This window comes from Streptomyces sp. R818, from assembly GCF_056172735.1.
The window spans coordinates 151,664-169,782 of sequence record NZ_JAOCNE010000014.1 but is presented as its reverse complement, the minus strand read 5'-3'; the positions used below and the strand labels follow the sequence as shown (position 1 = coordinate 169,782).

The following is an 18,119-nucleotide window of genomic DNA, read 5'->3' as shown; positions in this document are numbered from 1 at the left end:
CACGGCGGCGCGCCCACCGGCCTGCTGGTCGGTCCGGGTCAGCCCATTTCCTCCAGGGCCTTGCCCTTGGTCTCCTTCACGAACTTCAGCACGAAGGGGATGGAGAGGGCGGCGAAGATCGTGTAGATCACGTAGGTGCCGGAGAGGTTCCAGTCGGCCAATGACGGGAAGCTCGCGGTGATGGCCCAGTTGGCGATCCACTGCGCGGAGGCGGCCATGCCCAGCGCGGCGGCGCGGATCCGGTTGGGGAACATCTCGCCGAGGAAGACCCACACGACCACACCCCACGACAGGGCGAAGAAGAGGACGAAGACGTGGGCAGCGATCAGGGCGGCCCAACCCTGGGCGGCCGGGAGTCTGCCGTCGACCAGGTCGAAGGAGAAGGCCCAGGCCTCCAGCGCCAGCCCGATCACCATGCCGACGGAGCCGATCAGGGCGAGCGGCTTGCGGCCGACGCGGTCCACGAAGATCATCGCTATCACGGTGCCGACGATGTTGATGATCGACGTCGTGAACGAGTAGAAGAACGAGTCGGCGGGGTCGACGCCGACCGACTGCCACAGCGTCGAGGAGTAGTAGAACGCGACGTTGATGCCGACGAACTGCTGGAAGACCGACAGGCCGATACCGATCCACACGATCGACCTGAAGAAGAAGCTGCCGCCGAGGAGGTCCTTGAAGGAGGACTTCTCCTCGCGGTGCATGGCGTGCTCGATCTCGGTGATCCGGGCGTCGAGGTGCACATCCTTGCCCTCGACCTCTTCGAGGATCTTCTTGGCGCGCTCGCGCTTGCCCACCGAGATCAGGAAGCGGGGGGACTCGGGGATGGCGAAGGACAGCAGGCCGTACAGGACGGCAGGGATCACCATGACGCCGAGCATGACCTGCCAGGCCTCCAGACCCATCAGCTCGCCGCGCTGGTCACCGCCGGCGGCGTTCAGCAGACCCCAGTTGACCAGTTGGGAGACGGCGATGCCGATGACGATAGCGGCCTGCTGGAAGGAACCGAGCCGGCCGCGGTAGGCGGGCGGGGACACCTCGGCGATGTAGGCGGGGCCGATCACCGAGGCCATGCCGACGGCGAAGCCGCCGATGATCCGCCACATGGCCAGATCCCACAGCGCGAAGGGCAGCGCGGAGCCGACAGCGCTCACGGTGAACAGGACCGCGGCGATCTGCATGCAGCGGATACGGCCGATGCGGTCCGCGATACGGCCCGCGGTCGCGGCACCGATGGCGCAGCCGATCAGAGCCACGGCGATGACCTGGGCCAGCACCGCGGAGCCGACGTCGTAGCGGTCCCGGATCGCCTCGACGGCACCGTTGATCACGGAACTGTCGTAGCCGAACAGGAAACCGCCCATCGCGGCCGCCGCCGCGATGAAGATGACGTGCCCGAGATGATCGGGATGAGCCGTCCCGGCTCCTGGACTGGGTGCCTGCGATGTGCTGGCCACGTGTACTCCTCGGGCTACCGGCAACGCTGCCGGGACGGTATAGGCGAACTCTCGTCCCTTAAGACCGTCTTCGACCGACCGATGTGACACATATGCTCCGCTTTGCGCGAAGTGTATTGACGCCAGTCTCCGAAGGACGGACTCAGCTCCAGTAGTCGCTCAGTCGATCGGTACGGGACAGCTCGCGCTGCTCCCTCGGGGTCAACGGGCGCGGGGCGGCGGCCGCTTCGACGGCCATGACCGCGCCCTCGCTCAGTACTCCCCCGGCGCGCAGTTCCTCAAGGAGCCGGGTCAGGGCGTCGGTGTGCGCCGCGACCTGTTCCAGGGCCCGGTCCAGCCGCGGCCGGGCTGCGAGGTCCAGTGCAGAGGGTGCCGTTTCGGGGCTGCCCTCGTCGCCGACGAGTTCCAGGTGATGACGCCGGCCCCCTTCCTCGGTCCGCTGCCACACACAACGTCCGAAGCGCATGCGCACCGGCGTGTCGCTGATGCCCCGGCGCGTGACGTCGTACCAGGCACCGGGCTCGCTGAGGAGTTCCTCCAGGTGCTCGTCGTCCTCACCGCTCAGCTCCGCGACGACCGTCACCGTGAGGGTGTCCTCGTCGGCCCGTTCCCTGTACATGCCCGGGACGATGCGCACTCCCTCGACCTCGAGAGCTTCGGCGTACAGGATCTCGACCTCCTGGATCTCGATCCGGTAGACGTAGATCTCGGGCCGGCGGCCCTGGGAGGATGCGGTCCAGCCCTCCGAGACGCGCCACGCCGCGTCGCTCCCTTGCAGGTGGTCTCCGTCCGGCGTGACGGCCGCCTTGAGTTCGGCGTCCAATTCCTGGTGCCGCTCGTCGGGTACGTGCAGTTGCAGGGCGTACCGGCGCAGGGGCCGGCCGCTGTGCACGGAGGTGACGGGAGGCAGTTCGGCGGCCGTGATCTCGCGGAGCGCGCCGAGCAGCGTGAGGTTGAGGGTCGTCATCAGCGGTTCTCTCTCGTGCCGTTCGTGTCGTCGGGGTCAGGAGGTGGTGTCCGGCGCGGGCCGGCCGCCGAACCATTCCCGGTAGGTGGTTCGCGCGATGAAGGCGTCAGGGCCCGGCAGCAGGTCCTGGGGCCTGAGCCGCGCGCCGTAGAAGGGGCTGAGGGCGTCAGTACGGACCTGCCGGTGCTCCGCCTCCGTCAGCAGGGCCGTGCGCACGAACGCCTCCAGCCGGAACTGCTCGGGACCCGCGATCTCACGGACTCCGTTCACAGGCCGCGTCACTGCGGTGTGCGCGAGCAGCGTCGCCACGTCGGTGAGGGAGACCGGGCGCACCTCGGCGGGCGGAACCCACACGATCCAGTCCTCGGTGGCCGCTGTCGCGATGTCCTCCGCCGCGTCGAAGGTCTGTGTGGCGCGGAGGATGGAGTACGGGATCCCGGCCCGTCGGACCATGACCTCTCGGTTCCGGAGCGCCCGGAACACCCCCGCACAGCCGATACGGTCCACGCCGACGACGGAGAGGCACACATGGTGACGGACGCCGGCGGCGGCCCCGGCTCTGAGGAGCGCGCCAGTGGATCCCGCCCAGGATTTCACGAGGGCCTCCTCGTCCACGACCAGACCGTCGTCCTCCGAGAGGGTGCCGATGTCGGCGGACGGCTGATGGGCGAGGTCGACGAGCACGGAGCAGCCCTGCAGCGCCTCGGCGACCTCGTCGGAGAGGGGCGCGTGCGGGTCGCCGGGGGCCCGAACGAGGGCGACCTCATGTCCGTGGTCCCTGACGCAGAGCGCGGTCTCGACGCCCATGAGGCCTCCACCGTCAACCACCACGACCTTCATACAACCAACCCTCCTGGCCTTGTGTCACCGACCGGATCGTGCGAGCAGCCACGGGACGGTATCGGTGCGTCCACCGGCGATCGGCTGAGCGTTTGACCGGACGGGCGGCCGATGTGTGACACGGAGAACGCTCCGGGCCGACGATGGCTCACACTGAGCCGGACGACATCGATGTGAAGTGAAGGGAACAGTGTCAATGGTGGATTCGACCGACACGGCCGGTACGTCGCATGACACAGCGCGTATCCAGGACGGCGTGGCGGCCTCCCCGGACATGGAGTCCGTGTTTGCCAACTTCCGCCAGTACCTCATGGGATGGGGCGCCGCGGACCGCCCGGACCTCGGTGTCGACCTCTTCCGCAGCGGTCTGGCAGCCCCGCAGTTCAACGGCGTGGTGCGCGTACGGTCGGCGGCCGGGACGGACGTGGCGGCCGTCCGCCGGGAGCTGGCGGGGGTCCCGTGGTGGTGGTGGGTGGGGCCGGACAGCCCTGAGGAGACCACGGATGTCCTGAGGCACCACGGTGGACGACAGCTCACAGCGATGCCGGTGATGGTGCGGCCGCTCGGCGCCCCGGTCGCCGGGCACGACCGGCCGGACGACGACGCACGTACCCGGTCCGGCCTGCGTGTGGAGCCGGTGCGGGACGGCGGGCGCCTGCGGGAGCTCGTACGGACCTACCGGACGTCCATGGGTATCGGCCCGGCGCCCGAGGCCGGAATGGTACACGCCGAGTCGCAGCGTGGGGACAACGCGGACATAGTCCGGCTGGCCGCGGTGCTGGACGGCCGAGTGGTCGGGACGACCGTGCTGATCACCGCGCATTCCGTGGCCGGGATCTTCCTCGTGCACGTGGCCGCGGAACTGCGCCGACAGGGGGTCGCGACGGCGTTGACGTCCGCAGCGCTCCGCGTGGGGCGAGAGCGCGGGATGCACTTCGCCGCGCTCGTGGCCAGCCCCGCCGGGGAGCCGCTGTACCGACGGTTCGGCTTCACAGCGGCGTACCAGTACCGTCTTTTTCACTTCCCAACCGAACCGAACTGAACCAGGACGAGGACCTCTAGGCCCAATGCCCTGACTCTGTTGGTGATCTTGACCGGGTGGTGATGGCGGTCGCCGATGATGGTTGGCCGGTTTGTGCAGTGGATTCCCCCGATAACAGTCCGGACGGCGTGGGCGGCGGGTCCGCGGGGGACGCCGGTGATGCTGATGCGGGACCGGCTGGATGTGGTGTTCGCTGACGAGGACTTCGCTGACCTGTATCCAGCTGATGGCTGACCGGCTCTCTCGCCGGGTCAATTGGCGCTGGTGCCGGTGCTGCAGTTTGCGGAGAACCTCTCGGACCGGCAGCGGACGCAGTGCGCACGAGGATCGGCTGGAAGTACGGACTCGGCCTTGAACTGGACCATCCGGGGTTCGACTACTCGGTACTCAGCGAGTTCCGGGTCAGGCCGGCCAAGGGCGACCGGGCGGATCGGCTACCGCAGTTGATGCTGGACCGCATGGCGGCGGGGCTGCTCAAGGGGCGGGGTCGGCAGCGTACCGATGCCACCGATGTCCTGGCGGCGGTGCGGGGGTTGAGCCGACTGGAGCTGGCAGGCGAGAGCGTGCGAGCCGCCTTGGAGTAGATCGCCGGGGCTGATCCGGACTGGCTGTCGTCGCTGACTGAACCGGGGTGGGCGAAACGATACGGCCGGAAAGTCGAGATCGGGAAGGTCCCGGGTGGCAAGGCGGCAGTGTGCGAACCCGCCGAGGAGTTCGGCCGGGACGGCCGGAGGCGTCCGCTTCGGTCTGGGCACCCGGCGCCCCAGCCTGTTTGCGGACGTTGCGGCAGGTGGAGATCCTTCAGCAGATCTGGATCCATCAGTACCACTGGGATCCCGAGTACGGGCAGCTGACGACAGGATCTTCGACGACCTCGCCACCCGCTGCCTGGCTCCGGCCGAGCACATTGTGGACACCGCCTACCTCTCACCCGCCCACATCGAGGGGGCTCAGCGCGTGCACGGCATCACGTTGCTCGGACCAGTTGTCGCGGACAACAGCCGCCAGGCCAAGCCGGCTTCCAGCATTGACAGGACGGCCTTCACCATCGACGGGGCCAACGATCAGGCCATCTGTCCGCGCGGTGCGACGAGTACGTCCTGAACCAAGCTGAACATCTTTGGCCACATATCTTCAGGCCCGCTTCGCCGAGAGACTGCCGACCCTGCCCCGATCGCGCACAGTGCACCTCCTCGGCCACCCACTCCCGCTCCATGGCGGTGCTGCTAGGGCCGCTGCACGGAATCCAGACGCGCAACCGGCTCGACCAGCAGACCGAACAGTGGCAATGCCGGCACTCGATCCGCGCCGGCATCAAAGCCACCCTCCTGCGTAACGTCCGAGCACACGGCCTGCGCAGGGCATGAGGAGCTTGGTGCGCTCGTCCGGGTCGTCCCCCACGAATTCGACGAGGAACTCGCCCCTCAGAGTCACCCTGATCATGTGCGGGGTGAGTTTCGTGTTGCGCGCGACGCGGAACGGGACGAGTCGGCCGGAGCGGCTGGTCAGACCGACGGGGCCACGCGTCGGTGTCGACGGGACCGCCATGTCTCCCCGTCTCCTTTCGCCGGTTCTGAGAGGCGGTGATTGGTGCGGGTTCCCGACGGGGCGGACGGCATCTGCGAGCCGCCCCGCCGTGCGAGGGTGTGTCGTCGGTTCCTGCCGAACGGACTAGCGGACCTCGGCGGTCTGCTTGTTGGCACCGTTGGCGAAGCGTCCGGCGTGGGCAAGGATGGCCTCCGCGTCGTCGACGGAGGGGTAGATCCAGCGGGCGTTGATGTTCCTCTTGCGCGTCTTGGCCTCCTCCCCGGTCAGATCGATGGTCCGGTCCCATCCGATGGTCTCGACAGCGTGGTCGGGGCCCAGGTCCAGGCACGTGGTGTACGGGTCGGGCTCGAACGGGCGGGCATCGCTGCCCAGGAGGTCCGCCACAACGTTGTGCCCGGCGAACTTGCCCATGGGTTGCGCGTGCTGGCAGCTCTGCATCGCGAAGTGCTCGTCCTCGACCTGTGCGGCGGCCGTGTCGCCGGCCGCGTAGACGTGCGCAACGTTCTTGACCCGGAGATGTTCGTCGACGGCGAGGCGGCCCAGACGGTCGTGTTCGCCCGGGATCTGGGCCGTCAGCGGGCTGGCGACGGTACCGCCGGTCCACACGACGGTGGACGTGGGGATGACCTCGCCGTCGGAGAGTACGACCTGGTCGGCGGTGACGGACTCCACGGTGCGGCCCAGCCGCAGCTCGACACCCCGGGCCTCGACGGCCGACTCGATGTAGGGGCGGGGTCCCGCTCCCAACTCGGGGCCGAGAACGTCGGCCCGGTCGATGAGGACGACGCGGATCTCGTCGTGCGCGTCGTGCGGTCCCGCGATGGCGCGCAGTCGCTCGCCCATGGCCGTGGCGACCTCCAGCCCGGTGAACCCGGCGCCGACCACTACAACGGTGTGACGGCCGGCGGACGGCGCCCGCTCCGGCAGCCGCCGCAGGTGGTGGTCGAGTACGGTCGCCGCGGGCAGCGTGTCGACGTCGAAGAGGTGTTCCGCGCCCGGGAAGGGCGCTCGCACGAGCCGGCTCCCCGTGGCCAGGACCAGCTTGTCGTAGTCCAGCTCCATTTCCTCGCCGAACCGGGTGACGGCGCGGACGGTACGGGCGTCGGTGTCGACGGCTGTGACCGTCGCGGCGAGCCGGCGCACCCCGATGGGGCCGAGGACCCGGTCCAGCGGGACGCGCATCGAGCCCGGATCCTCCTCGTACAGCCGCGGCCGCATCACCAGGTCGTCACCTGCGCTGATGAGCGTCACGCGGATGTCGTCACCCGCCCGGCCCGCCGCGCGCGCGGCCCTGACCGCTCCAGCGGCGCTCCAGACGCCGGCGAATCCGCCACCGATCACCAAGACGTGTGTCATGTCGTGCATGTCCTCTCAGGCGTGTCACGAGGGCTTCGTCGAAACCCGATACCTGGACAATAAATATCCTGGATATAAGTTGTCAAGGTTGGCTCTTCGTCGCCCTCGACCGGCCGGCCAGGACTTAAACTGTCCACATCATGCGTATGAGCAAGGGCGTCGAGTGGGCCCTCCACACACTGCTGAACCTCCACGTGACCGGCGGCGGTCCCGTCGGGAATGCGCAGTTGGCCGCCGTGCACGGCCTGTCGCCCACATACCTCAACAAGCAGTTGCAGTCTCTGGTCAAGGCCGGACTGCTGACCTCCGTTCCCGGTGCGCGCGGTGGGTTCCAACTCGCCAAGCCGCTGGACCGGATCACGCTGCTGGACGTGGTCGAGGCGATCGAGGGTGACGCCCGCATCTTCCACTGCGCCGAGATCCGTTGCTGCGGCCGCGTGGGAGAGATTGCTCCGGCGCCCACCGAGCCCTGCCCGGTCAAGGTGGCCATGGTGCGCGCCGAGGACGCCTGGCGTCAGGCGCTGGTCGGCCAGACACTGGCCGAGGTGCATGCCGAGTTGGAGCGGCGGCCCGAGGTGACCGGGGCGGTTCGCACGGCGCTGAGCTGACCGGCACCGGGACCACCGCGGCGTATCGCCGCCTCGGGGGCCGCCTCTCCCCTGTCCACGGCACGGAGCTGACCGGTTCGGACCTCGCGCCCAGCCGATCACCGACTCGGCGCGGCCCGGCGCCACCGTGAGTGGCCGTGAACGGCCTGCACCCGCGGACTTTGCCGGCCCGCGCGCCTCAACCGGACTCGGCGGGAGCTTCCGCCTGGATGCCCCGTAGCAGACCGGTGGACTGGCCCACCTCGATGAGGTAGCCGTCGGGGTCGCGCAGGTAGCAGCGCAACTCTGCACCGCGATCGACGGGTTCGGTGAGGAAGTCCGCGCCTTGGGCGACCGCGTGCGCGTAGAAGGCGGGCAGGTCAGCCACACGCACGTTGAGGAAGCTGGACACGCACTCACCGCTTCGGGGCGGCTCCAGCGTGACCCCCGGCTTGTCAGGGGTGGGGCCGCCACCAGGATTCATGATGATCCAGCTATTGGCGACCTTCACCATCGCCGGGTTCTCCGCCATCACCACCTCTCCGCCGAAGACATCGGCGTAGAAGCGCCGGGAGACGGCGACGTCCCGCACCGTGAGGAAGTGCGTGAGCAGGAGGCCGTGTTGCGGTGCGGGCAGCTTCCCTGGTGGTGTCATCGACCCGTCGTCCCTTCATGAGCCCGAGCTGTCACGGGCCGGCTCCGGACGTCCGGCCCGTCGGCGTCCACGCGGGTGCCGTTGTCGCACCCGCACGCGCCTGCGACATGTGACCGGACCGGGGAGCGGTTCGTGACACCGGTGATCGCCCTCGCCGGAGGGAGGAACCGGTCCTGCGCGCCCTGCCGCAGTTGCGGGAGATGATGAGCATGGTGAAACGAGCTCGCCGGAGACGACCGCGGCGCAGAAGCGGTTCAGGTCCGCCGGGTTCGAGATACGCGGTACCGCCTCGTGTCCGGAGACGACCGAACACGCCATTCGTCAGATGAGTTCCAGGCCGCCGTCGACGGTGATCACCTGACCGGTCGCATGGCGTCCGGCCGGGTCCGCCATGCGGAGGATCCAGTGAGCCACCTCGTCCGCGTGTGCGATGTGGTGGGTCGGGATGCGGTCGCGCTCATAGGCGTACATGTCGTCGGCCGCCTCCGGCGTCAGACCGGCGTGCAGCATGACGTCGGTGCGGGTGGGGCCGGGAGCGACCGAGTTGACACGAACACCCTCGTCGGCCAGCTCCAGTGCCCAGCTCCGGGTCATCTGCTCGATGGCGGCCTTGGTGGCCGAGTAGTGCGCACCCCCCGCCATCGGGCGGTGCCCATAGGTGCTGGAGAGGTTGATGATCGACCCCGAGGTCCGCCGCAGGTGCGGCAGGGCTTCGCGAGCCAGAAGACTGGGCGCGACGACGTTGAGCGCCAGCAGATCGACGATCGTCTGCTTTTCGGCCTCCGCCAGCGGCATCACCGCTGTCGCACCGGCGTTGTTGATCAGGTGGTCGAGGCGTCCCCACCGCTCCACGGCGGCGTTCACCACCTTGCCGGGCGCCTCGTCACCGCAGATGTCGATGGCCAGGACGTCGATGTTGGAGTGGGCCGCGGCGGTCTCCTTCAGGGGCGCCTCGCGGCGGCCCACGGCGAGGACGTGCGCACCCGACTCTGCGAAGGCCACGGCGGTGGCTCGGCCGATGCCGGTTCCCGCGCCGGTGACGATCACAACGTGACCGGCGAACGTCTCATGGGACTGATTCGGGGACATCAAGGCTCCTTGTTCGATGTTCGATGTACATAGAACAATATGGGCACCGTCGACGAGGTCGTCAAATGGGGCGGCGACGGGGGTGATTGCGCAAGGCAGGCGTCGACGGCGACCGGACGCCCAAAAGCCGCCCGCGACACGACCCGCGCTACGATCGAGAATCATGCACATGACAAAACGGGCGGAGATTCGACCGCTTTCCGTGCGGCACGGAGTGCTTTACGCGGTCACGCCTACTCGTCCCGCTCGGTGACGTGCTCGCCGACATGGTCGGTGCCCGCGGCGGAGAGCAGTGCCGGCAGCAGGCCGGGGAAGCGGGTCTCCAGGGCGTCACCTCGCAGCTTCACGAAGCAGCGCGTGCCCTCCTCTCGGGTCTGGGTCACGCCCGCCTCACGCAGCATCTTGAGGTGATGGCTGAGCGTGGACTTGGCGACGGGAGCCCTGAACTGCCCCCACCCTCTCTCGGCGCCGTCGGACAGGATCCGGACGATGCCCAACCGCGTCGGATCGCTGAGCACCCCGAGAAGGCGAGGCAGGGAGATCTCGCTGTCCGCGGGTGACGCGTGGTGGTCCGGCATACGGCCATGTTACCGAGCGTTCGGCGCCTGTCGAACATGGGTTTCCGCACCGCCGCTCCCTCCTCCACGTAAGTAGCGGAGCAGGTCCTTGTCCGTCTCCTCGACGTGGAGCCGGCGCACGACCTCCTCGACCGCCTGGCTCAGCAGGGGAGATCCCAGCCGCAACACATCGTGCGCGACGGCGGTGAGTTCGATCTCGATGCTCCGGCGGTCGTCGGACGCGGTGTGCGTGGTGATCAGGCCGCGTTCCTGCAGGCGCGTGACCAGGCGGCTGGTGGCGGACTGGCTCAGCCCCGTCCCATTGGCCAGGTCGCTCAGATAGAGCAGTCCCGTACCGGCTGCCACCCCCTCGTTCAACGTGCGGAGGGCGTAGAACTCGCTCACGCCCAGGCCCAGTTGCCGGTGCAGATGTTGTTCCATACGGGCTTCGATCCGACGGTGGACCCGGGTCAGCCTGTTCCACTGCGTGATCAACCTGGCGTCGTCGCTCATGGATGGTGACCTCCCTGCTGTCCCCGGCGTCCTACTGCTCGGTGCCGGGGCGGTCTCCCGGCGCGAGGGCGCGGCAGGTGAGCCGCGCCCGCTTGCCCGCACAAGAAAGACAAGACGGATGCCTCGAATGTGACAACAGGGGGCGGGCGAGGTCCGGCGGCGCACACTCCCCCTCCACGGCCGGAGCGAGCCCGCTGCGCCGCTCGCCGTCACGCGGCCTGACGGGCCGGGACGTGCGCCGGGCCGACCGGTCTGCGGGACGGCTGCGCCAAGCGGCGTACCCGCTCCTCGGGGACGAGCAGCCGTACGAGAGCGTCGAGGTCGCCGGTGTCGGCGGCGGTCCGGAACGCGGTGACGAGACGACGGTGCGACTCGATGGGGATCGGCCGCTCGCGCTCGCTGTCGAGTCGGGTCTGGGCGCGGTGGACCACCACGCGTGCGTTCGGGGCGCTGATCCGCAGCAGCTTCGCGAGCTCCGTATAGGTGTAGTCGAAGCCCTTGCGCAGCACGTAGGCGGCCAGCCGGTCCGGCGTCAGCCTGGCCATGAGGAGGGCCAGGGCCGACTCGATCGCCACGGTCCGCTCGGCGCAGAGCATCGGGTCGTCGGACGAGGCCAGGTCCCCGAAGTCGGCGAAACGCGGTTCGGACGGCATCTCGTGCCGGCGCCGCCCGGACTGGATGACGTTGATGGCCAGGCGGGTCGTGGTCGTGGTCAGGAAGGCGACCGGGTTCGTGACCACCGCGCGGTCGGTGAGCTGCCAGCGCAGCCACGCCTCCTGGACCACGTCCTCGGCTCCCGCGGCGTCCCCGACGATCCGGTAGGCGATCCGGAACAGTCGGTTCCGTTGGGCCAGGAAGACGTGGAGGGCGGTGTCCAGGTCCCCCTCGGCAGGCCGGGCGGCCGGGGTGCCGGCCGGCGTGGTGGTCTCCGGACTGGGCGCGGACATCGGGACTCCTTCGGGTGAACGGGCGCCCCTTCAGGGGCGATGGGTCCACCCTCCGTCCGCGGCACCCCTCATCGCGCCCTTGGTGTCCGTGGTCGAGTCCGTGGGGCCCCGGGGCCCCGGGGCCTACGGACTCAGCCCGCACGCACCAAGCCCTCGTCGTCCCGGTCCGGGGGCGGGGTGCTCGCCAGGGCACCGGGCAGCGCGCGACGGGAATTGATCCCGAGCTTCGTGTACACCTTGCGCAGGTGCCACTCCACGGTGTGCGGGCTGATGAACAGCTCCGCGCCGATCTTCGCGTTCGTCATGCCGCCGGCGGCGAGCGTGGCCACCTGTGACTCCTGAGGGGTAAGCGCGCTGGTCATCGCGGCCTCCCGCACCCGGACGTGCTCCCCGGTGGCGAGCAGCTCACGGCGGGCCCGTTCGGCGAAGGCGTGCGCCCGCATGCCGTCGAACATCTCGTGAGCCGTACGCAGGTGCTCGCGGGCCAGCGATCGCTGGTGGGTGCGGCGCAGCCACTCGCCGTACAGCAGGTGACTGCGGGCCACCTCCACGGTGACGCCGCCGCGCTCGAACTCCACGATCGCCGCGCGGTAGAGACGGTCGGCCTCCTCGCCGTCGGCGAGGAGGGCCCGACTACGGGCTGTGGCGCCGCCGGCCCAGCCGGAGTCGGCCGCGCGGGTGAGATCGACCAGCCGGGCCAGCGAGGCCCTGGCCTGGTCCAGCTCACCGCACCGGGTGGCGGCCTCGATGTGCTCGATCAGTGACAGGCCTGCGAAGTTGAACCCGTCGTGCTCGATGCCGGTACGCGCGGCCTCCAGGGCCTCCTCGTACCGTGCCAGGCCGTTGTACAGCACTCCCTGGATGTAGCCCATGGCACCCAGCAGGGACACCTCGCCCCGCCGGTCGGCCCGCTGCCTGGCCTCCTCGATGATCCCGGAGGCTACGTCCGCCTCGCCCCGCCAGGCGGCCAGGACCAGCGTGGCGTATTTGTGCGGCGCGTGACCGGTCGCGGCGGCCAGGGCATCGGCCTCGTCGATCATCCGGTCCGCCTCGGCGAAGTCACCGTAGTGGATGTGCACTCCACCGGCGTAGACGAGGGCCGGCGGCAGTGCGCCGAGCGCGCCGATGTCACGGGCCAGGCGCACCGCGCGATCGGACAAGGTGTCCCAGGCGTGCAGGTCCCAGGCGTAGTGGATGAACGCCTCCAGCGCCACCGGTACGAGCAGGAGCCACCGCACGGTGGCCTCCCGGGTGGGCAGTTCTTCGGTGGCCAGCACTTCCAGCGCGCCGCGCAGCGCTGGCACACCGGCCTCGTAACCGTCCGTGAGGAGCGCGGCCACACCGTCCAGGAGCAGGTCGGCGGCCTCGGAGCCGGAAGGCGGTGCGCCGGACGCGCGGGCGGCGATCGCGGCGGCGCGGGCCCCGGCGGGGCCGTGTACGCGGCCCGCGAAGATCGTGGCGCTGATCGCCTCCAGGTACGTCTCCCGCGCCAGCGGCGAACCGGCGGCGGTGAACTGCGCGGCCGCGTCGAGGAGCAGGGGCGCCGCCTCGTCGCTGCGGCTGCGGGCGAAGAGGATCCTGGCCCGCAGCCGTGCCAGGCGGGCGCGGTCCAGCGGGCTCAGGGGGCACAGTTCGGCCACTGTGGCCAGCTCCGTGGCCCGGTCGGGCGCAGCGGCCGAGAAGTGCGCCTCCGCTGCCGCCAGGGCGCGGCGCCCTCGCGGCCGGCGGTCCGGTGTCACCTCGGCGGCGCGTTCCAGCAGGACCGCCTCGGCCGCGATGCCGCCGCGTTGCCGGGCGCGGCCGGCCGCGCGCTCCAGTCCCGCGGCGGCCTCCTCGTCCGGTCCGTCCGCGGCCTCGGCGGCGTGCCAGGCGCGCCGGTCGGGGTCCAGGACCGGGTCCGTGGCGGCGGCCAGGGCCCGGTGCACCGACCGGCGTGCTTCGGGGGCGGCTTGGTGGTAGACCGCCGAACGGACCAGCGGATGCCGGAACCGGACGGACTCGCCCAGCTCGATCAGGCCGGCGACCTTGGCCGGGGCGGCGAAGGGGGTGATCTTGAGCGTGGCGGCCGCGCGGGCCAACAGCCTCGCGTCACCGACCGGTTCGGCCGCGGCGATCAGCAGCAGTGTCCGCGTCGACTCCGGCAGCGACCCGAGCCGCTGGGCGAAGTCCCGCTCGATCCGGCTCGCGACCGGGCCCTGGACGATCGGGTGACCGGATGAGTCCAGGCCGTAGGCCAGTTCGGCGGCGCTGCGGCCTCGGGAGAACTCCAGCAGAGCGAGCGGGTTGCCGTGCATCTCGGCCACGAACCGGTCCCGGATCCGCTTCTCCAGCCGCCCGCCTACGGCGGTCTCCAGGAGTTCCCCCGCGGCCGTGGCGTCGAGGCCGCCGATGCGCATGGCCGGCAGACCCGTTAGCGCCTGCTGCCCTTCGGGGTCGCGTACCGCGAACACCATCGCGACCGCCTCGGCGAGCAGTCTCCTCGCGACGAACTCCAGCGTCTGCAGGGAGACCTGGTCCAGCCACTGCGCGTCGTCGATCAGGACGAGCACCGGGCGCGCCTCCGAGGCGCGGGTGAGCAGCGTGAGCACGGCGAGGCCGACCAGGAAGCGGTCGGGCGGATCACCGGCCGCCATGCCGAACGCCACGCGCAGGGCTTCCCGTTGGGGTGCCGGCAGGCCGTCCAGCTGGCCGAGGAACGGCGCGCACAGTTGGTGCAGGCTCGCGTAGGGCAGCTCCATGTCCGCCTCGATGCCCTGCGCCCGGGTCACCTTCGTCCCTGACGCCTGCGCGGCCAGGTACTCCAGAAGCACCGTCTTCCCGATGCCCGCTTCGCCACGGATCACCAGCACACGGGACCCGCCTTCACGCAGGTCTGCCAGTAGATCGTCGAGTGCCTCGCACTCGCGGTTCCGGCCGACCAGGTCCGGAAGCGGGCTGGCGATCATGCGCGTGGCTCCTCAGGTGCTCCGGGGACAGCGAACTCCCCGCATCGAATGCCGGGAGGAATCCCTTTCACCTTACCCGGAGCACAGAGCACACCTTGTGTCCACACCTTGTGACAGACTCCACATGAGAAATGGCGCAAAGGTTGTCACACGGGCCCCTGCAAGCCGGTCGGTCCTCTCGTACGACCGAGTCGGCGACGTCTAGCCACGGCCGCCGCGCCGGGCGGTCGCCGTGTCCGAAAGGTGCCGGGACGCCCATCCGGCCAGCTCGCTCAGGATGGGCATCAGGACCGTCCCGTCCGGAGTGAGGCGGTAGCGCACCGTGACGGGCGGGCCGGGCTCCGCATCGCGGTACGTGAGACCGGCGGCGGACAGCTCGGAAAGCCGTTCCGAGAGGACCGAGTCACTGATGCCCTCTACCGCGCGCCGCAACTCGGCGAAGCCCAGGGGTCCGTGCTGGAGAGTGGCCAGGATGACGCCGCTCCACCGCTTGCCGAGGAAGCTGAACGCCTTGCTCAGCGCACCGTCACAAGCCGCCGGATGGTGTTGCTCCATCTCTGAGCCAGGAGCATTCCCATGTCCGTTTCCGGGCCTTTCCCCCGCATCCCCGCCGAGGCCGGCGCCGCGCTCTTCACGGACGCCCGTACCGCGTACTCCTTCGCCGGCACTCCGGTCGATGACGCGACGCTCACTGGCATCTGGGAGCTCGCCCGCTGGGCACCGACCGCCGCGAACACCCAGCCGATGCGCGTCCTGTACGTGCTCCGTACGGCCGAGGGCAAGGAGCGCCTGCTGCCGCACCTCGACGAGGGAAACCGGCCGAAGTCGGCCTCGGCGCCCGTCGTCGCGGTCCTCGCCGTGGGCCACCGCTTCCACGAGCACCTCCCGCACGTCCTGCCCGTCGGCCCGGAGATGAAGGAGTACTTCGAGGGCGAGCCCGCCCAGCGCGAGGCCATCACCTCGTTCAACGGACCGCTTCAGGCCGGATACTTCATCCTCGCCGTCCGCGCCCTCGGCCTGGCCGCGGGGCCGATGGCCGGCTTCGACCCGGCCGGGATCGACAAGGAGTTCTTCGCCGACAGCGACTGGCACTCCATCCTCGTGGTCAACATCGGGCACCCGGCCGGCCCCCCGGCGTTCGACCGCATGCCGCGCCCGGCCCACGAGCACGCCCTCGACTGGGCCTGACCCCGGGCAGGCGTGGGAGCCGCACCGTCACGGGACCGGCAGCAAGGACAGCAGTCGGAGGTTGGTGTGGCTTTCCGTCCCCGGTGTCGCGGTGTAGACGACGAGCCGCTGGCCGTGGTCGGGATCGATCAGTGTCTGGCAGTGCAGTTCGAGTGTCCCGAACTGTGGGTGCACGAAGCGCTTGGAGGCGCAGTACGGTCCCAGCACGGGGCGTTGCCGCCACAGACCGGCGAACTCCGGACTCTCCCGGTTCAGCGCGTCCACGAGCGCGGCGGCACCGGAGTCGCCCCCGTCGCGGGAGTAGGCGCTGTGGAGGTCGGCCACCATGAGACGGCTCTGCTCGGCGTGATCGCTCGCGGGGTGGACCAGACGGGCGGCGGGGTCCGTGAACCAGCGGTAGTGGGAACTGCGGGCCAGCCCCGTGTAGGCCGTCTGGTCGCCCAGCAGGGCCATCGCGGGACGTGTCTGGCTCAACGTCTCGCCCAGGTGGTTCATCACCTGGGCGGGAGTGTCCTCCAGGCGGTCCAGGATGCGCATCGTCCCGGGGGCGACGTGGTCGCCGCGTCGCGCACGGCGCGGCAGGGCGTGACCGGCGAGCTGGAAGAGGAGGTCGCGTTCCTCCAGTGACAGGCGCAGGCCGCGGGCCATCGCGATGAGCATCTGCTCCGAGGGGTGCGGGCCCCGCGGCTGCTCCAGCCGGCTGTAGTAGTCCACCGACATGTCGCAGAGGGCCGCGACCTCCTCCCGGCGCAGTCCTCCGGTGCGCCTGCGGCGGCCGCGGGGCAGCCCGACGTCCTCGGGTTGCAGAGCCTCGCGGCGTGCCCGCAGGAAAGCGGCCAGCGCCGCGCGGTCTGCCATGGTCGTCCCTTCGGTGGATCAACGACGTGAACGTAGAGTCCGGGGTGCGGCATTCCCGGCGAACAGTGTGTTGTGCGCGGACACGGTGGCGCGGCAGCTCAGCCTGTGATCGCCTTGGTCTCCAGGAACTCCTCAAGGCCCGCACGGCCCATCTCCCGGCCGTTGCCGGACTGCTTGTATCCGCCGAACGGTGCCTGGAAGTTGTGCTGGCCACCGTTGACGTCGACCTGGCCGACACGCAGGCGCATGGCGATCGCCATGGCATGGTCCTCGTCCCCGGTCACTGCGGCGTTGAGGCCGTAGACCGTGCCGTTGGCGATCTCGACGGCGTGTTCGTCGTCGGTATAGGGGATGACGACGAGGACGGGGCCGAAGATCTCCTCCTGGGCGATGACCGACTCCGGTGCGACGTCGGAGAAGACCGTGGGCCTGACGTAGGCGCCGGTCTCGAACCCCTCGGGTCGGCCGGGGCCGCCCGTCACGAGGGTGGCGCCGTCGGCGATGCCGCGCCGGATGTAGTCGTCGACGCGTCGGCGCTGGGTCTCCGAGGCGAGTGGTCCGATCCGCGTGGCCTCGGCGGTCGGGTCACCGACCACGTACTCCTGGGCGGCGGTCCGGAGCTTGTCGACCACGGTCGCCTGAAGGTCCGCGGGCACGAGCATGCGCACGTAGGCACCGCAGGCCTGGCCGGCGTTGGCCCAGGCGAAGGCGAGTCCGCGGGCGACGGCTGAGTCGAGTTCGGCCTCCGGGAGGATGATGTGGGCTGCCTTGCCGCCCAGTTCGAGTGCGACCCGCTTCACCGTGACGGAGGCGGCACTGGAGACGCTCTTGCCGGCGCGGGTGGATCCGGTGAAGGAGATCATGTCGATCTTCGGGTGGCGGGACAATGCCTCACCGACGACCGGGCCGGTTCCCTGCACCACGTTGAACACGCCGCTCGGCAGCCCGGCCTCCGTGGCGATCTCCGCGAACATCCGGGCGCTGAGGGGAGACAACTCCGAGGGCTTGAGGACGACAGTGTTGCCCGCCAGCATCGCCGGGACCACCTTCGTCACCATCTGCTGGAGCGGGAAGTTCCACGGGGTGATGGCGCCCACCACGCCGACGGGCTCGCGGACGACGAGCGAGTTCTCGACCGTCTCGCTCCACTCGAACCGCTCGGCCGCGGCGATCGCGGCCAGGGTGGACGCGACCGGGAATCCGACCTGCGCCTGCCGGGAGAAGGCGATGGGGGCGCCCATCTCCAGGGTGATGGTGACCGCCAGATCCTCACTCCGCTTCTGCAGGCCCTCGGCCAGGCGTCGCATGACGTCCGCCCGGTGCCGCGGGGACGTCGCGGCCCATCCGGGGATGGCGGCGACCGCGGCGTCGACTGCCATGTCCACTTCGTCGGCGGTGGCCTCGTGCAGGTGGGCGATGACCGATTCGTCGGCGGGGTTCACCACGTCGATCAGTGGTCCGGAGCCGGTGACGGCACGGCCGTCGATCCAGTGGGAAGGAGTCGGGAAAGGAGTCCTGGGGCTTTCGTTCATGTCGCCCAGCGAACACCGCGCGGCGCGGGACATCCATG

Annotated in this window: 19 protein-coding genes; 5 read left to right on the top strand and 14 right to left on the bottom strand. The window is 70.1% G+C overall.

All coding sequences use genetic code 11. From position 1 onward, the window contains the following. Nucleotides 1–38 precede the first annotated feature (38 nt). The 3 genes from N5I75_RS32290 to N5I75_RS32280 all read right to left on the bottom strand — a co-directional run bounded on the left by N5I75_RS32290 (nucleotide 39) and on the right by N5I75_RS32280 (nucleotide 3,231). Nucleotides 39–1,457 (bottom strand): sugar porter family MFS transporter, encoded by a 1,419-nt coding sequence (locus N5I75_RS32290; RefSeq protein WP_476683452.1) that lies wholly within the window; start codon nucleotides 1,455–1,457, stop codon nucleotides 39–41. 142 nt (nucleotides 1,458–1,599) lie between these two features. Continuing rightward, entirely contained in the window at nucleotides 1,600–2,424 is an 825-nt protein-coding gene (locus tag N5I75_RS32285) for a hypothetical protein (protein ID WP_476683450.1), read from the bottom strand. A 36-nt stretch (nucleotides 2,425–2,460) separates the two neighbouring features. Next, complete coding sequence (locus N5I75_RS32280) at nucleotides 2,461–3,231, bottom strand: SDR family oxidoreductase (protein ID WP_476683448.1); 771 nt, start codon at nucleotides 3,229–3,231, stop codon at nucleotides 2,461–2,463. 229 nt (nucleotides 3,232–3,460) lie between these two features. Between N5I75_RS32280 and N5I75_RS32275 the strand changes: the two genes are divergently transcribed. The 3 genes from N5I75_RS32275 (at nucleotide 3,461) to N5I75_RS32265 (ending at nucleotide 5,673) form a co-directional block, all read left to right on the top strand. Next, complete coding sequence (locus N5I75_RS32275) at nucleotides 3,461–4,306, top strand: GNAT family N-acetyltransferase (protein WP_476683446.1); 846 nt, start codon at nucleotides 3,461–3,463, stop codon at nucleotides 4,304–4,306. Nucleotides 4,307–4,620: 314 nt separating this feature from the next. Continuing rightward, nucleotides 4,621–4,890, top strand: a complete 270-nt coding sequence (locus N5I75_RS32270) for a transposase (protein WP_476683444.1) — start codon at nucleotides 4,621–4,623, stop codon at nucleotides 4,888–4,890. Nucleotides 4,891–5,379: 489 nt separating this feature from the next. Further along, nucleotides 5,380–5,673: a transposase gene (locus N5I75_RS32265; RefSeq protein WP_476684850.1), complete on the top strand. Its 294-nt coding sequence runs from the start codon at nucleotides 5,380–5,382 to the stop codon at nucleotides 5,671–5,673. Here the strand turns inward: N5I75_RS32265 and N5I75_RS32260 are convergent. Together N5I75_RS32260 and N5I75_RS32255 are read right to left on the bottom strand one after the other, a co-directional pair. Next, the gene (locus N5I75_RS32260) at nucleotides 5,621–5,854 is read right to left on the bottom strand and encodes a siderophore-interacting protein (RefSeq protein ID WP_476683442.1); all 234 of its coding nucleotides are present in this window, start codon (nucleotides 5,852–5,854) and stop codon (nucleotides 5,621–5,623) included. The two genes, N5I75_RS32265 and N5I75_RS32260, sit on opposite strands and share 53 nt — an antisense overlap. Nucleotides 5,855–5,977: 123 nt before the next feature. Further along, nucleotides 5,978–7,210 (bottom strand): NAD(P)/FAD-dependent oxidoreductase, encoded by a 1,233-nt coding sequence (locus N5I75_RS32255; RefSeq protein ID WP_476683441.1) that lies wholly within the window; start codon nucleotides 7,208–7,210, stop codon nucleotides 5,978–5,980. 146 nt (nucleotides 7,211–7,356) lie between these two features. Here N5I75_RS32255 and N5I75_RS32250 point away from each other — a divergent pair, with 146 nt between their 5' ends. Further along, nucleotides 7,357–7,818, top strand: a complete 462-nt coding sequence (locus N5I75_RS32250) for an Rrf2 family transcriptional regulator (protein WP_476683438.1) — start codon at nucleotides 7,357–7,359, stop codon at nucleotides 7,816–7,818. A 178-nt stretch (nucleotides 7,819–7,996) separates the two neighbouring features. Here the strand turns inward: N5I75_RS32250 and N5I75_RS32245 are convergent, their stop codons facing one another. The 7 genes from N5I75_RS32245 to N5I75_RS32215 form a co-directional block, all read right to left on the bottom strand. After that, the gene (locus tag N5I75_RS32245; protein ID WP_476683436.1) at nucleotides 7,997–8,452 is read right to left on the bottom strand and encodes a VOC family protein; all 456 of its coding nucleotides are present in this window, start codon (nucleotides 8,450–8,452) and stop codon (nucleotides 7,997–7,999) included. 321 nt (nucleotides 8,453–8,773) lie between these two features. After that, entirely contained in the window at nucleotides 8,774–9,541 is a 768-nt protein-coding gene (locus N5I75_RS32240; RefSeq protein WP_476683434.1) for an SDR family NAD(P)-dependent oxidoreductase, read from the bottom strand. A 233-nt stretch (nucleotides 9,542–9,774) separates the two neighbouring features. After that, nucleotides 9,775–10,119 carry an ArsR/SmtB family transcription factor gene (locus N5I75_RS32235; protein WP_476683432.1) on the bottom strand — a complete coding sequence of 115 codons (345 nt, stop codon included), beginning with the start codon at nucleotides 10,117–10,119 and terminating at the stop codon, nucleotides 9,775–9,777. A gap of 9 nt (nucleotides 10,120–10,128) precedes the next feature. Continuing rightward, entirely contained in the window at nucleotides 10,129–10,611 is a 483-nt protein-coding gene (locus N5I75_RS32230; RefSeq protein WP_476683430.1) for a MarR family winged helix-turn-helix transcriptional regulator, read from the bottom strand. Between the two features lie 209 nt (nucleotides 10,612–10,820). Then, complete coding sequence (locus N5I75_RS32225) at nucleotides 10,821–11,558, bottom strand: sigma factor (protein WP_476683428.1); 738 nt, start codon at nucleotides 11,556–11,558, stop codon at nucleotides 10,821–10,823. A gap of 131 nt (nucleotides 11,559–11,689) precedes the next feature. Further along, nucleotides 11,690–14,503, bottom strand: coding sequence for a helix-turn-helix transcriptional regulator (locus N5I75_RS32220; RefSeq protein ID WP_476683426.1), 2,814 nt, complete (start codon nucleotides 14,501–14,503; stop codon nucleotides 11,690–11,692). A 201-nt stretch (nucleotides 14,504–14,704) separates the two neighbouring features. Next, the gene (locus N5I75_RS32215; protein WP_476683424.1) at nucleotides 14,705–15,058 is read right to left on the bottom strand and encodes a winged helix-turn-helix transcriptional regulator; all 354 of its coding nucleotides are present in this window, start codon (nucleotides 15,056–15,058) and stop codon (nucleotides 14,705–14,707) included. Between the two features lie 21 nt (nucleotides 15,059–15,079). On the opposite strand from N5I75_RS32215, the gene N5I75_RS32210 reads away from it, so the two are divergent. Continuing rightward, on the top strand, nucleotides 15,080–15,691 hold the full coding sequence (locus tag N5I75_RS32210) for a malonic semialdehyde reductase (protein ID WP_476683422.1): 612 nt from the start codon (nucleotides 15,080–15,082) through the stop codon (nucleotides 15,689–15,691). A 27-nt stretch (nucleotides 15,692–15,718) separates the two neighbouring features. Here the strand turns inward: N5I75_RS32210 and N5I75_RS32205 are convergent, their stop codons facing one another. Together N5I75_RS32205 and N5I75_RS32200 are read right to left on the bottom strand one after the other, a co-directional pair. Next, entirely contained in the window at nucleotides 15,719–16,549 is an 831-nt protein-coding gene (locus N5I75_RS32205) for a helix-turn-helix transcriptional regulator (RefSeq protein ID WP_476683420.1), read from the bottom strand. 98 nt (nucleotides 16,550–16,647) lie between these two features. Further along, nucleotides 16,648–18,114, bottom strand: a complete 1,467-nt coding sequence (locus N5I75_RS32200) for an aldehyde dehydrogenase family protein (protein WP_476683418.1) — start codon at nucleotides 18,112–18,114, stop codon at nucleotides 16,648–16,650. Between the last annotated feature and the right edge of the window lie 5 nt (nucleotides 18,115–18,119).

Bases quoted from the DNA above. Each gene is read 5' to 3' on its own strand.
- N5I75_RS32240 (WP_476683434.1), bottom strand. From the start codon at position 9,541: ATGTCCCCGAATCAGTCCCATGAGACGTTCGCCGGTCACGTTGTGATC.
- N5I75_RS32215 (WP_476683424.1), bottom strand. From the start codon at position 15,058: ATGGAGCAACACCATCCGGCGGCTTGTGACGGTGCGCTGAGCAAGGCG.
- N5I75_RS32250 (WP_476683438.1), top strand. From the start codon at position 7,357: ATGAGCAAGGGCGTCGAGTGGGCCCTCCACACACTGCTGAACCTCCAC.
- N5I75_RS32225 (WP_476683428.1), bottom strand. From the start codon at position 11,558: ATGTCCGCGCCCAGTCCGGAGACCACCACGCCGGCCGGCACCCCGGCC.
- N5I75_RS32230 (WP_476683430.1), bottom strand. From the start codon at position 10,611: ATGAGCGACGACGCCAGGTTGATCACGCAGTGGAACAGGCTGACCCGG.
- N5I75_RS32210 (WP_476683422.1), top strand. From the start codon at position 15,080: ATGTCCGTTTCCGGGCCTTTCCCCCGCATCCCCGCCGAGGCCGGCGCC.
- N5I75_RS32275 (WP_476683446.1), top strand. From the start codon at position 3,461: ATGGTGGATTCGACCGACACGGCCGGTACGTCGCATGACACAGCGCGT.
- N5I75_RS32235 (WP_476683432.1), bottom strand. From the start codon at position 10,119: ATGCCGGACCACCACGCGTCACCCGCGGACAGCGAGATCTCCCTGCCT.
- N5I75_RS32255 (WP_476683441.1), bottom strand. From the start codon at position 7,210: ATGACACACGTCTTGGTGATCGGTGGCGGATTCGCCGGCGTCTGGAGC.
- N5I75_RS32260 (WP_476683442.1), bottom strand. From the start codon at position 5,854: ATGGCGGTCCCGTCGACACCGACGCGTGGCCCCGTCGGTCTGACCAGC.
- N5I75_RS32220 (WP_476683426.1), bottom strand. From the start codon at position 14,503: ATGATCGCCAGCCCGCTTCCGGACCTGGTCGGCCGGAACCGCGAGTGC.
- N5I75_RS32205 (WP_476683420.1), bottom strand. From the start codon at position 16,549: ATGGCAGACCGCGCGGCGCTGGCCGCTTTCCTGCGGGCACGCCGCGAG.
- N5I75_RS32280 (WP_476683448.1), bottom strand. From the start codon at position 3,231: ATGGGCGTCGAGACCGCGCTCTGCGTCAGGGACCACGGACATGAGGTC.
- N5I75_RS32245 (WP_476683436.1), bottom strand. From the start codon at position 8,452: ATGACACCACCAGGGAAGCTGCCCGCACCGCAACACGGCCTCCTGCTC.
- N5I75_RS32200 (WP_476683418.1), bottom strand. From the start codon at position 18,114: ATGTCCCGCGCCGCGCGGTGTTCGCTGGGCGACATGAACGAAAGCCCC.
- N5I75_RS32285 (WP_476683450.1), bottom strand. From the start codon at position 2,424: ATGACGACCCTCAACCTCACGCTGCTCGGCGCGCTCCGCGAGATCACG.